General features: G+C 72.3%; 11 protein-coding genes. 2 read left to right on the top strand and 9 right to left on the bottom strand.

What is annotated here, in order from left to right:
- Window positions 1-5: 5 nt before the first annotated feature.
- From EDF38_RS12775 to thyX, 3 genes are all read right to left on the bottom strand, one after another.
- The gene (locus EDF38_RS12775; protein WP_123355790.1) at window positions 6-1,682 is read right to left on the bottom strand and encodes a ribonuclease J; all 1,677 of its coding nucleotides are present in this window, start codon (window positions 1,680-1,682) and stop codon (window positions 6-8) included.
- 77 nt (window positions 1,683-1,759) lie between these two features.
- Window positions 1,760-2,737: a 4-hydroxy-tetrahydrodipicolinate synthase gene (gene dapA / locus EDF38_RS12770; protein ID WP_123355788.1), complete on the bottom strand. Its 978-nt coding sequence runs from the start codon at window positions 2,735-2,737 to the stop codon at window positions 1,760-1,762.
- Window positions 2,738-2,811: 74 nt separating this feature from the next.
- Complete coding sequence (thyX, locus tag EDF38_RS12765) at window positions 2,812-3,582, bottom strand: FAD-dependent thymidylate synthase (protein ID WP_123355786.1); 771 nt, start codon at window positions 3,580-3,582, stop codon at window positions 2,812-2,814.
- 137 nt (window positions 3,583-3,719) lie between these two features.
- On the opposite strand from thyX, the gene EDF38_RS12760 reads away from it, so the two are divergent.
- Window positions 3,720-4,625: a TIGR01777 family oxidoreductase gene (locus EDF38_RS12760; RefSeq protein WP_123355784.1), complete on the top strand. Its 906-nt coding sequence runs from the start codon at window positions 3,720-3,722 to the stop codon at window positions 4,623-4,625.
- A 65-nt stretch (window positions 4,626-4,690) separates the two neighbouring features.
- Here EDF38_RS12760 and EDF38_RS12755 read toward each other — a convergent pair whose 3' ends face one another.
- From EDF38_RS12755 to EDF38_RS12740, 4 genes are read right to left on the bottom strand one after another with little or no spacing between them, the layout of a single operon-like run.
- On the bottom strand, window positions 4,691-5,146 hold the full coding sequence (locus tag EDF38_RS12755; RefSeq protein WP_123355782.1) for a hypothetical protein: 456 nt from the start codon (window positions 5,144-5,146) through the stop codon (window positions 4,691-4,693).
- Complete coding sequence (gene dapB, locus EDF38_RS12750; RefSeq protein ID WP_123355780.1) at window positions 5,146-5,877, bottom strand: 4-hydroxy-tetrahydrodipicolinate reductase; 732 nt, start codon at window positions 5,875-5,877, stop codon at window positions 5,146-5,148. The genes EDF38_RS12755 and dapB overlap by 1 nt, the downstream gene beginning before the upstream one ends.
- A 33-nt stretch (window positions 5,878-5,910) precedes the next feature.
- Window positions 5,911-6,513, bottom strand: coding sequence for a histidine phosphatase family protein (locus EDF38_RS12745; protein ID WP_123356085.1), 603 nt, complete (start codon window positions 6,511-6,513; stop codon window positions 5,911-5,913).
- A gap of 14 nt (window positions 6,514-6,527) precedes the next feature.
- Complete coding sequence (locus EDF38_RS12740) at window positions 6,528-7,886, bottom strand: pitrilysin family protein (protein ID WP_123355778.1); 1,359 nt, start codon at window positions 7,884-7,886, stop codon at window positions 6,528-6,530.
- 315 nt (window positions 7,887-8,201) lie between these two features.
- Here EDF38_RS12740 and EDF38_RS12735 point away from each other — a divergent pair, with 315 nt between their 5' ends.
- Window positions 8,202-8,729, top strand: coding sequence for a TetR/AcrR family transcriptional regulator (locus EDF38_RS12735; protein WP_233572427.1), 528 nt, complete (start codon window positions 8,202-8,204; stop codon window positions 8,727-8,729).
- Between the two features lie 15 nt (window positions 8,730-8,744).
- On the opposite strand, the gene EDF38_RS12730 is transcribed toward EDF38_RS12735, so the two are convergent.
- Together EDF38_RS12730 and EDF38_RS12725 are read right to left on the bottom strand one after the other, a co-directional pair.
- Entirely contained in the window at window positions 8,745-9,773 is a 1,029-nt protein-coding gene (locus EDF38_RS12730; RefSeq protein WP_233572426.1) for an aldo/keto reductase, read from the bottom strand.
- Between the two features lie 322 nt (window positions 9,774-10,095).
- Window positions 10,096-12,369: a polyribonucleotide nucleotidyltransferase gene (locus tag EDF38_RS12725; protein WP_123355774.1), complete on the bottom strand. Its 2,274-nt coding sequence runs from the start codon at window positions 12,367-12,369 to the stop codon at window positions 10,096-10,098.
- Window positions 12,370-12,645: the final 276 nt, after the last annotated feature.

The following is a 12,645-nucleotide window of genomic DNA, read 5'->3' as shown; positions in this document are numbered from 1 at the left end:
CGGGGTCAGGCGCTGATGACGACGGGCACGATCATCGGGCGGCGACGGTGCTGCGTGGCGACCCAGCGGCCGACCGTGCGGCGCACGACCTGACTGAGCGCGTGGGTGTCGCGCGTGCCGTTCTCGGCGGCCTCGACGAGCGCGGCGAGGATCTTCGGCATGACGTCGTCGAAGACCTTCTCGTCCTCCGCGAAGCCCCGCGACTGGATCTCGGGGCCGACCACGACGCGGCCCGTGCTCGCGTCGACGGCGAGGAAGACGGAGATGAAGCCCTCTTCGCTGAGGATGCGGCGGTCCTTCAGGTCGGCGTCGGTGATCTCGCCGACCGTCGACCCGTCGACGTACACGTAGCCGAGGTCGAGCTGGCCGACGACCTCGGCGACCCCGTCGCGCAGGTCGACGACGATGCCGTCCTCGCCGAGGATCGTGTTCTGCTCCGGGACGCCGGTGCGCACCGCGAGGGCGGCGTTGGCGTACAGGTGGCGGTGCTCGCCGTGGACCGGCATGACGTTCTTCGGCCGCAGGACGTTGTAGCAGTAGAGGAGCTCGCCGGCCGAGGCGTGGCCGGAGACGTGCACCTTCGCGTTGCCCTTGTGCACGACCTTCGCCCCGAGCTTCGTCAGCCCGTCGATCACGCGGTAGACGGCGTTCTCGTTGCCGGGGATGAGGCTCGACGCGAGGATGATCGTGTCGTCGCGCCCGATCTCGATCTGGTGCTCGAGGTTCGCCATGCGCGCCAGGACGGCCATCGGCTCGCCCTGTGAGCCCGTGCTCATGTACACGATGCGGTCGTCGGGGAGGTCCTTCGCCTTCTTGGCGTCGATGAGCACCCCCTCGGGCACGATGAGGTAGCCGAGGTCGGCGGCGATGCCCATGTTGCGCACCATCGAGCGTCCCATGAACGCCACCCGGCGACCGTTGGCGTGCGCGGCGTCGAGCACCTGCTGCACGCGGTGGACGTGGCTCGAGAAGCTCGCGACGACGACGCGGCGCGGCGCACGGCGGATGACGTCGTCGAGCACCGGCCCGATGTCGCGCTCGAGCGCGGTGAAGCCGGGCACGTCGGCGTTGGTCGAGTCGGGGAGGAAGAGGTCGACGCCCTCCTCGCCGAGGCGGGCGAACGCCCGGAGGTCGGTGATGCGGTCGTCGAGGGGCAGCTGGTCCATCTTGAAGTCGCCCGTGTGGAGCACCAGGCCCGCCGAGGTGCGGATCGCCACGGCCAGGGCGTCGGGGATCGAGTGGTTCACGGCGACGAACTCGAGCTCGAACGGGCCGAGCGTCTCGCGCCCGCCCTCCTTCACCGTCAGCGTGTAGGGCTTGATGCGGTGCTCCTTGAGCTTCGCCTCGATGAGGGCGAGCGTCAGCTGGGAGCCGATCAGCGGGATGTCCTGGCGGAGGCGCAGGAGGTAGGGCACAGCGCCGATGTGGTCTTCGTGCCCGTGTGTCAGCACGACGGCGAGCACGTCGTCGAGCCGGTCGCGGAGCGGCGAGAAGTCGGGCAGGATCAGGTCGACCCCGGGCTGGTGCTCCTCCGGGAAGAGGACGCCGCAGTCGACCACGAGCAGCTTGCCGTCGATCTCGTAGATCGTCATGTTGCGGCCGATCTCGCCGAGCCCGCCCACGGGCACCACGCGGAGCGTGCCGTTCTCGAGGGGGCGCGGGACCTGGATCGTCGTGGGCATCTGTTCCTTCGTGGCTGGTGGGGCGCCGTGCCCCGGGAGGAGGACTCCGTCGGCGGGCGGCGCACCGCCCACGGGGGTCAGCGGGTGGTGCCGTGCACCTTCGGCAGCGCACCGCCGGCGGCCGCGTTGCGATCGGGCCGGAAGCGGCTCAGGTCGAGGCCGGGGATCGCGCCGACGTGCGAGAGCTCGTCCTCGATGAGGGCCGCCTCGGTGTCCTCCGGGCCGACGAGCGGCAGGCGGACGCGCGGGCTCGAGATGCGGCCGAGGCCGTGGAGGATGTACTTCGCCGCGACCGTGCCGGGCACGTGCGTCATGACGGCGCGGACGAGCGGCTCGAGCATCTTGTGCGCGGCGGTCGCCGTGTGGAGGTCGCCGGCGTTGACCGCGTCGATCATGGTGCGGTACGGCGCCGAGACGATGTTGGCCGTCACGCCGATGAGGCCCGACGCGCCGATCGAGAGGTGGGGCAGCACGTTGGAGTCGTCGCCCGAGAAGTAGAGGAGGTCGGTCTGGTTGAGGACCCGGCTGACCTCCGCGAAGTCGCCCTTGGCGTCCTTCACGGCGACGATGTTCGGGTGCTTGGCGGCCCGGAGCAGCGTCTCGTACTTGATCGGGATGCCCGCCCGGCCGGGGATGTCGTAGAGGATCACCGGCAGGTCGGTCGCGTCGGCGATCATGCGGAAGTGCGTGAGGACGCCCGCCTGGGTCGGCTTGTTGTAGTACGGCGTGACGATCATGACGCCGTCGGCGCCGGCCTTCTCGCTGGCCTTGTAGAGCTGGATCGCGTGCGCGGTCTCGTTCGAGCCGCCGCCGGTGATGATCTTCGCCCGCCCGGCCGAGACCGACTTGCCCACCTCGACGAGGCGGAGCTTCTCGGGGTCGGTCAGCGTGCTCGTCTCGCCGGTCGTGCCGGTGACGACGATGCCGTCGGCGCCGCCCGTGATGCAGTCGTCGATGTGCTTCTCGGTCGCCGGCCAGTCGACCTCGCCGTCGGCGGTGAAGGGAGTGACGAGAGCGACGAGGACCTGCCCGAAGGGGTTGCTGATGTCAGACACGACGACCAGCGTACTGTCTCGGCCCCTCGGGGCGACCCCGGCGGAGGCGGGTCGTCGCCGACGACCCGGAGGCGTCAGGGGGCGACGCGACCGTTGGTGCCGAAGGCGGCGTAGGTCATCGGCATGAGGCCGGCCCAGAGGTCTTCCATCTTCTCGGCGCACATCTCGATCTCGCGCTGCGGGAACGACGGGAAGTGCGTGCCCTCGCGCTTGGTGCGCAGGCTGAGGAAGTTCATCAGCGAGCGCGCGTTCACCGTCACGTACATCGACGAGTAGATGTTGAGCGGCAGGACGATGCGGGCCACCTCGCGCGCGACGCCCGCGTCGAGCATCCGCTTGTAGGAGGCGTACGCCTCGCGCGACGTGCGCTCGGTCTCGGCGCGGACGAGCTCGCTCTGCTCGGGCGTGCCGGGCAGGAAGTCGTAGGCGCCGGGCTTGCCGACCTGCTGCAGGTTGCGGGTGGGGGCGGGCACGTAGAAGACCGGGTTCAGCTCGCGGTAACGGCCGCTCTCTTCGTTGTAGCTCGCCATGCGGTGCCGCATGAACTCGCGGAAGACGAAGATCGGCGCCTGGACGTAGAAGGTCATCGAGTTGTGCTCGAACGGCGAGCCGTGACGGTCGCGCATCAAGTAGTTGATGAGGCCGGCGCCCTTGGTCGCCTGCTCGCCGTCGGCCGAGGCCTGCGCGCCCTCGAGCGTCAGCTCGCCCATCGTCGACACGCGCGCGGCGAAGAGGACGTCGCTGTCGTGCGCGCTCGAGCGCACCAGCTCGACCGTGACGTCGGAGCGGAACTCGACCTGGGGGGCGTCGGGGGCGTCGGGCGAGGAGGCAGGAGCGTCGGTCACGGCGACGACTCTACCTCCCGCCGGGCGGCCCCCGGTCGGGCGGCCCCGAGGAGGCGCGCCTACGCTCTCGAGGACGGGGCGCGCCCGCCGAGGGCCCGCCCCGCGCCTCCCCCGCCCGTCTCCCGGAAGCCAGGACCATGACCGACGCCACCCTCACCGTTCTCGTCTCGGGCGCCTCCGGCCTCGTCGGCACGGAGCTCGTCCGGCAGCTGCACGAGGCGGGCCACGCCGTGCGGACCCTCGTCCGCGGCGAGGCCCGCGACGAGACGCAGACCACCTGGGTGCCCGCCGCCGGCATCGTCGACCCCACCGTGCTCGACGAGGTCGACGCCGTCGTCAACCTCAGCGGCGCGAACCTGGGCCGCCTGCCGTGGACGCCCGGCTACAAGAAGGAGATCCTCGCGTCACGGGTCGGCGCGACGCAGACCCTCGCGCGCGGCATGGCCCGCGCCGAGCACCCGCCGACGATCTTCCTCAGCGGCTCGGCCGTCGGCATCTACGGCGACCGCCCCGGCGAGCGGCTGACGGAGCAGAGCCCCCGCGGCACCGGGTTCCTCAGCGACGTCGTCGCCGACTGGGAGGCCGCCACCGGCGACGCGCCCTCCGGCACCCGCGTCGTGCACCTCCGCACCGGCGTCGTCGTCGGCCCCGGCGGCGCCCTCGCCCCGCTGCTGCCGCTCACCCGGCTGGGTCTCGGCTCGCGCCTCGGCACCGGCGACCAGTTCTGGCCGTGGATCAGCCTGCACGACGAGGCCGCGGCGATCGTGCACCTGCTGACCTCGAGCCTCGCCGGACCCGTCAACCTCGCCGGCCCGACCCCGGCCACGAGCGACGCCCTGACCCGCCGCCTGGCGGGCGACCTCGGCAAGCCCTACGCGCTGACCGTGCCCGAGTTCGTCATCGCGGGCCTCATGCAGGAGGCCGGCCGCGAGATGCTGCTGCCGAGCCAGCAGGTCGTGCCGGAGGCGCTCCTCGCCGACGGCTTCGCCTTCCGTCACCGCACGGTGGACGAGGCGGTCGACGCCCTCACCGCCTCGCTCTAGGCCCGCCGGGCTCGAGGGAGGCCCTCCGAGGTCGCGGGGGGGCGCGGCCGAGGCCGTTCCCGCCGTCAGACCGTCGCGCCGCCCGCCTTCGCCTCGAGCCCGATGGCCCAGCGCAGTGCCTTGCGGGCCCGTCGCCGGTCGCCGCAAGCGTCGTAGGCGAGCCCGAGCCGGAACCAGCGGCGCCAGTCGGCGGGCTCGGCCTCGACGGCCGCGGCGTACGCGGGGAACGCGGCGTCGGCCGCCTCGCGCTCGTACCGGCCGGAGGCGCGGCGCGGCACGTCGTCGACCGGCAGCTCGCCCTCCGACGCGAGCCTGCGCACGAGCTGCTGCGTCCGCCAGCCGAAGCGCAGCTCGACCACGAGCGCCCAGACGCCGATGACCGGCAGCACGACGAGGGCGACGCCGAGGACGACCGCCACGGGCTCGCCGGTCGTGATGAACAGCCAGGCCCGCTGCGTGGTGAGGACGATGTAGAGGAGGAGGAGCAGCGCCATGACGACGACGGCGACGCGGCCGCGCATCAGTCGAGCGGCAGGACGCGGTCGAGGCCGACCACGACGCCGGTGAGGCCGGGCACGGCCGCCAGCGCCACGAGGACGCCCTGCTCGTACGCGCGGTTCGACAGCGTGTCGTGGGTCAGGGTGAGGGTCTCGCCCTCGCCGCCGAAGACGACCTCCTGCTTCGCGACGACGCCGCGCAGCCGGAGGCTGTGCACCGGCACGCTCGCGACCTGCTGGCCGCGGGCGCGCTGGTCGGACGAGGGGGCGGAGACCGGCCCGAGGTCGCGCCGCGCCTCGGCGATGAGCTCGGCGGTGCGGACGGCCGTGCCGGAGGGCGAGTCGACCTTGCCCTGGTGGTGCGCCTCCACGATCTCGACCGACTCGTAGAAGCGGGCGGCGATCGTCGCGAACCGGGTGGCGAGCACCGAGCCGAGCGAGAAGTTGGGGACGACGAGCACGCCGGCGCCCTCGACCTCGGCGACGACCGTGGCGAGCTTCGCGAGGCGGTCGGCGTTCCACCCCGAGGTGCCGACGAGCACCGGGACGCCGGCCCGGACGGCGTGCTCGACGATGCCGGGGCTGACGGCCGGGTGCGTCACGTCGACGACGACGTCGGCGCCGCGCACCTCGTCGAGGTCGCTGCCCGACGACAGGCCCGCGTGCAGCTCGAGGCCCTCGGTGCGGTCGACGAGGTCGACGATGAACGAGCCGAGGGTGCCGGTGGCCCCGACCACGGCGATGCGGGAAGTCATGTCGCCCAACCTACCGGGAGCCCCCGACGCCGATCAGATGGGCTGCTCGACCGGCAGGCCGGTGCGCAGCTCGACCGGCAGGTGGCCGAGGTCGTTGTGCGTGACGAGCTCCGGCGGCTTGGCCGACCGCACGCGGATGATCGTCAGCCCGGCGTTGGCCTGGTTGACGCCCATCCAGCGCCAGTCGGGGGCGCCGAAGACCTCGCGCACGAACCAGCCGATGACGAAGTTGTGCGTGATGAGCAGGTCGTGACGGTCTTCACGGGCCGGGGTCAGCCACTCGGAGACCGCGTCGGCCATCTGGGCCTGGCCGGCCTCGATCTCCTCCTCCGTCACGCCGCCGAAGAACGGCTTGTACGCCGCGGGCATGTCCGGCGTCGGGCCGGAGGGCACGCAGTCGAAGAGCAGCGTCGACGGCTGCGACTCGAGGGCGGGCAGCCGCTCGGTCATGAGCCGGGCGGTCTCGGCGGCGCGCTCGAGCGGCGAGTGCCACGCGGCGGTGAAGGGGACGCCGCCGAGCCGCTCGGCGAGGAGCCGGGCCTGGCGCTTGCCGCGCTCGGACAGCGGCCCGTCGGGCAGGCCGTGCTCGGCGTCCTGCTGCTCGCCGTGGCGCACGAGGTAGAGGTAGTGGGACACCGTCGTCTCCTGGTTCATGGGGTCGCGGCGACCGGCGTCGTCGCCGGGGCCTCGAAGGTCGTGTCGTCGACGTCGCCGACGACGACGGTGGCCAGGGGGCCCGACCGGAGGGCCGCCGCGAGGTCGCGGACGTCGTCGGTGGTCACCCGGTCGAGCCGGGCGAGGGAGGCGTCGAGGTCGACGAACTCGCCGGTCGCGAGCTCGGCGCGCCCGAGGCGGTTCATGCGCGTGTCGCTGTCCTCGAGGGCGAGGGCCGCCGCTCCCCCGAGCTGCCCGAGCGCGCGGCGGTGCTCGTCGGGGCTGATGCCGTCGGCGGCGAGCCGGTCGACCTCGTCGAGCATGAGGCGGGCCACGTCGCCGGCGACCGCCGGGGCGCAGCCGGCGTAGAGGCCGAAGAGGCCCGCGTCGGAGTAGCTCGGCGCGAACGAGTAGACGGAGTACGCGAGGCCGCGGCGCTCGCGCACCTCCTGGAACAGGCGCGACGACATGCCGCCGCCGAGCACCGAGTTGAGCACCGCGAGGGCGGACCGCCGCTCGTCGGCCACGGCGATGCCGGGCAGTCCCAGCAGCACCGTCGCCTGCTCGAGCGGGCGGCGGACGACGGTGAGCGGCTCGGCGGGCACCGTGACGACGGCCTCGGACGCGCGACGGGGCACCGGAGGCGCGGCGTCGGTGGGCCAGTCCGCTCGCGCGAGCGCCGCCTCCAGCCGGTCGAGGAGGTGGTCGTGGTCGACCGCGCCGGCGACGGTGACGACGAGGTCGCGGGGGCGGTAGTTCGCCAGCCAGTGGGCGTGCACGTCGTCACGGCGGGCCGCGCGGATGCTCTCGGGGGTGCCGCCGATCGGTCGCCCGAGCGGGTGCTCGCCGAAGACGGCCTCGAAGAGGCGCTCGCCCGCGACGTCGGCCGGGTCGTCGTCGGCCATGGCGAGCTCGTCGAGGATCACGCCGCGCTCGGTCTCGAACTCGTCGGGGTCGATCGTCGCCGAGGTGAACATGTCGGCGAGCACGTCGACCGCGTCGTCGAGGTCGACGTCGCGGACCCGCGCGTAGTAGCAGGTGTACTCCTTCGCGGTGGCGGCGTTGTGCTCGCCCCCCACCGACTCGAACGCCACCGCGATGTCGAGCGCGGAGCGCGTCGCGGTGCCCTTGAAGAGGAGGTGCTCGAGGAAGTGCGTCGAGCCGCGCTCGCCCTCCTGCTCGTCGCGGGAGCCGACCGCGACCCAGAAGCCGACGGTGGCGCTGCGGGCGCCGGGCATGCGCTCGCTGAGGATGCGCACCCCGCTCGGCAGGACCGTGCGGCGGACGAGGGCGTCGCCCGTGGCCAGGAACGACAGCTGTGCCTCGTCGAGGGGAAGGGGGACCGGGCCGTTCATCGCGTCGAGCCTACGGGATGCCCCACGAGCGGCGTCACCCGAACTGGGGGACGTGAGTGTGGACAAACAGACGGGTCATTCTGTCCTCTCTGATGCTACAGTCGTGCTTACCGACGACCGAAGCACCCCCCTCGCTGACGTCGCCGGCGGCTGGTCGGACATCACCGAGGTCCAGGCGCGTTCCCCCCGACGTCGCTCTGCAGCCCCGATGTCCCAAGGAGCCACGCTGTGACGGTCGATTCCCCCCAACCGGCCGTCCAGCGTCTCCCTGGCCGTCCCCGGACGGACCAGGTCACGCCCGGCGCCCGAGCCCGCGTGCTGACGACCGCCGACCGCCTCTTCTACGACGAGGGCATCCGCGTCGTGGGCGTCGACCGCCTCATCTCGGAGTCGAGCGTCACCAAGGCCACGTTCTACAAGCACTTCGGCGCGAAGGACACCCTCGTGCTCGCCTACCTCGCCGGCCGCCACGAGCGCGACGTCGAGGCGATGGCCGCCCTCCTCGACCAGGACGTCGCCGGGGCCGACCGCGTGCGGGCGTTGCTCGACACGGTGGCCACGCGCCTCCAGGGGGCGGGGTTCCGCGGCTCGCCGTGGGTCAACGCGGCCGCCGAGTTCAGCGACCCCACCCACCCCGTCCGCACGGCCGTGGCCGAGCACCGCGAGTGGCTGACCGACGCCCTCGTCGGCCTGTTCAAGGACGCCGGGCACGCGATGCCGGGCGACGCCGCCGACGACTTCCTCCTCGCCCTCGACGGCGCCGAGTCGGGCGCCTACTGCGGCGACGCGATCGCGGCTACGGCCTCGCTGCGGCGCGCCGCCGATCGGCTGCTCGGCGCGTAGCCCGCGCGACGACCCCTAGGCGGAGACGCGGTCGAGCTCGAGCACCTGCGTGCGAGTCAGCTTGACCCGCGCCGCCTGGGCGAGCTCGACGACCTGCTTGGCGTTCGTCGCGCTCGCGACCGGGGCGACGACGTTCGGCTTCGCCAGCAGCCAGGCCAGCGAGACCGCCGCGGTCGACACCTCGTGCACCGAGGCGACCTTGTCGAGCTCGTGGAGCACGCGGAGGCCCTTCTTCGTCAGGTGCCGCGAGACGTCGCGACCACGACGGGTCGCCTGGAAGTCGGCCCGCGACCGGTACTTGCCGGTGAGGAATCCGCTCGCCAGGGCGAAGCGGGGCATGACGCCGAGCCCGAGCTGCGCGGCCACCTTCGAGAGGCCGCCCTCGTACTCGGCACGGTCGAGCAGGTTGTACTGGTTCTGCAGCGCCACCATCGGCGCCACTCCCAGCATGCCCGCCGCGATGCGCGCCTCGTAGAGCCGGTTGCCCGAGTGGTGCGCTCCCCCGAACCAGCGCACCTTGCCGGCGCGGATCAGGTGGTCGACGGCGAGGAGGGTGCGCTCGAACGCGACCTCGGTGTCGTCGACGTGCAGCCAGAGCAGGTCGATGCGGTCGGTGCCGAGCCGCTCGAGCGAGGCCTCGACCGCGCGCTCGATGGCCTTCGGGGTGAGGCCGGGGTTGTCGGCGCCCTTGCCGACCTTGGTCGACACGACCATGTCGTCGCGCGAGCGGCGGCGCTTCATCCACGAGCCGATCATGATCTCGCTGCGGCCGCCGGCGTAGGAGTCGGCGGTGTCGACGAAGTTGCCGCCGAGGTCGAAGTAGGCGTCGAGCACGGACTCGGTCTCGGGCTCGTTGGCCGTCCAGCCGAAGACGTTGCCGCCGAGCGCCATGGGGAAGACGCGGAGGTCGGACGACCCGAGCCGACGACGCGGCTGGATGATGCCGAGGTCGACCGGCACGGTCGCCTGGTCGACGACGGAGGGCACGGGTGGGCGGATGAGGGGCGTCGTCGCACCGGAGGCGCGCGCCGTCGTCTCGGCCACTCCGTCCCCTTCCTGAGACCTCGGGTCGTGCGGGCACGTCGGAGACGACGACCCGGTGGGAGGCGGACGACGGACCCGGTGCACCTGATCTGCGGCAAGGGATGCTGAACGCGTTCTCCGAGGTCGAGAGTACGTCCTGGAGGGCCCGTCGGCACGCCGCCGCACCCGATCGTTACGAGAAGTCGTGCCCCCACTTTCCGGGGCGCTCGCGGCACGTCGCGGAGCCCGTCGCGGAGCGCGTCCCGCACGCGGGAGAGCCCGCCGCGACCGAGGTCGGGGCGGGCTCTCTCGAGGTCGACGGCGCGGGGCCGCCGGACGCTCGCTACGCGTCGACGGAGTCGTCGGTGGACTCCTCCGTGGCGCCGCTCGAGTCGGTGTCGGCAGCGTCCGCGACGACCGGGGCCAGCGACAGCTTGCCGCGGTCGTCGGTCTTCGTGATCTCGACCAGGATCTTCTGGCCGACGCCGAGGACGTCCTCGACGTTCTCGACGCGCTTGCCGCCGGCGAGCTTGCGGACCTCGCTGATGTGCAGCAGGCCGTCCTTGCCGGGGAGGAGCGAGACGAACGCGCCGAACGACGCGATCTTGACGACCGTGCCGAGGAACTGCTCGCCGACCTCGGGGTTGGTCGGGTTCGCGATGGCGTTGACCTGGGCGCGCGCGGCCTCGGCCGACGGACCGTCGACGGCGCCGATGTAGACGGTGCCGTCCTCCTCGATGGAGATGTCGGCGCCGGTCTCGTCCTGGATCGCGTTGATCGTCTTGCCCTTCGGGCCGATCAGCTCGCCGATCTTGTCCTGCGGGATCTGGACCGAGATCACGCGGGGCGCGGTCGGGGCCATCTCGTCGGGGGCGTCGATGGCCGAGTTGAGCACGCTGAGGATGGCGGTGCGCGCCTCCTTGGCCTGCTTCAGCGCGGCGTCGAGCACGGCGGTCGGGAGGCCGTCGAGCTTCGTGTCGAGCTGGATGGCCGTGACGAACTCGGACGTGCCGGCGACCTTGAAGTCCATGTCGCCGAGGGCGTCCTCGGCGCCGAGGATGTCGGTCAGGGCGGCGTAGCGCGTCTGGCCGTCGACCTCGTCGGAGACGAGGCCCATGGCGATGCCCGCGACGGGCGCGCGCAGCGGCACGCCGGCGTTCAGCAGCGACAGGGTCGAGGCGCAGACGGAGCCCATCGACGTCGAGCCGTTGGAGCCGAGGGCCTCGGACACCTGACGGATGGCGTAGGGGAACTCCTCGCGCGACGGCAGCACCGGCACGAGGGCGCGCTCGGCGAGGAAGCCGTGCCCGATCTCGCGACGCTTCGGCGACCCGACGCGGCCGGTCTCGCCGGTCGAGTAGGGCGGGAAGTTGTAGTGGTGCAGGTAGCGCTTCTTCGTGACGGGGCTCAGCGAGTCGATCTGCTGCTCCATCTTCAGCATGTTGAGCGTCGTGACGCCCATGATCTGCGTCTCGCCGCGCTGGAAGATCGCGGAGCCGTGGACGCGCGGGATGACCTGCACCTCGGCGTCGAGCGGGCGGATGTCGGCGAGGCCTCGGCCGTCCATGCGGATCTGCTCGGTGAGGATGCGGTCGCGGACGACCTTCTTCGTCGCCGACTTGTACGCGGCGGAGACCTGGCCGGTCGCCTCGGCGGGCAGCTCGCCCGCGTCGACCTTGGCGGAGATCGCGTCCTTGACCTTGCCCTTGAGCACGTCGTCGGCGTCCTGGCGCTCGATCTTGCCGGCGATCTTGTAGACCTCGGCGAGCTCGGTGCCGGCCGCCTCGGTGACGGCGGCGAGGACCTCGTCGGTGTAGGGCAGGAAGACCGGGTAGTCGGCGATCTCCTTGAAGGCCTGCGCGGCCATGGCCGACTGGGCGTCGACGAGCTGCTTGAGGAACGGCTTGGCGGCCTCGAGGCCCTGGGCCACGACGGCCTCGTCGGGCTTCGTCGCGCCGCCCTGGATCAGGCCCCAGGCGTGCTCGGTGGCCTCGGCCTCGACCATCATGATGGCGACGTCGTCGTTGCCCGCGGCGTCGGTGACGACACGGCCGGCGACGGTGAGGTCGAAGACGGCCTCCTCGAGCTGCGAGGCCTTGGGGAAGGCGACCCACTGGTCGCCGATGAGGGCGAGGCGGACGCCGGCGATCGGGCCGGAGAAGGGCAGGCCCGAGATCTGCGTCGAGGCGCTGGCCGCGTTGATCGCGAGCGCGTCGTAGAACTCGTCGGGCGCGATGCTCAGGACCGTGATGACGACCTGGACCTCGTTGCGCAGGCCCTCGACGAACGAGGGGCGCAGGGGCCGGTCGATGAGGCGGCAGACGAGGATGGCCTCGGTGGAGGGACGACCCTCACGACGGAAGAACGAGCCGGGGATCTTGCCCGCGGCGTAGGAGCGCTCCTCGACGTCGATGGTCAGCGGGAAGAAGTCGAAGTTGTCCTTCGGCTTCTTGCTGGCGCTGGTGGCGGACAGCAGCATGGTGTCGTCGTCGAGGTAGGCGGCGACGGCTCCCTGGGCCTGCTGGGCGAGACGACCGGTCTCGAATCGGATGGTGCGCTTGCCGAACTTGCCGTTGTCGAGGACGGCTTCGCCGAACTTGATCTCTGGACCCTCCATGTGGGGGCTACTCCTCTTTGTTTTGCATCGAGGCCCCGTGTGGGCATCGATGTGCATCGGGAGCGGGCGGCGGGTCGGCACGTGGGCGTGCACGGGTCGCGGCGCGTCAGCACCGGTCGACCCGTCTGGTCAACAGTAGAAACGGTCGGACCTCGCTGCCCCGCCGCCGCGATCGCGACCCGGGGCTGGTTCCGCCTGTCACCACCGGTGACCAGCAGCCGTGACCGGCCTGCTCCGTGCGCGAGCCTAGCACCGAGGCCCCCGAGCCCCGGGGAG

It is taken from the genome of Frigoribacterium sp. PhB160, from assembly GCF_003751785.1.
In the GTDB taxonomy this organism is placed as follows: Bacteria; Actinomycetota; Actinomycetes; order Actinomycetales; family Microbacteriaceae; genus Frigoribacterium.
Note: the sequence above shows the minus strand (reverse complement) of the source record. Positions and strands in the feature narration are given on the sequence as shown.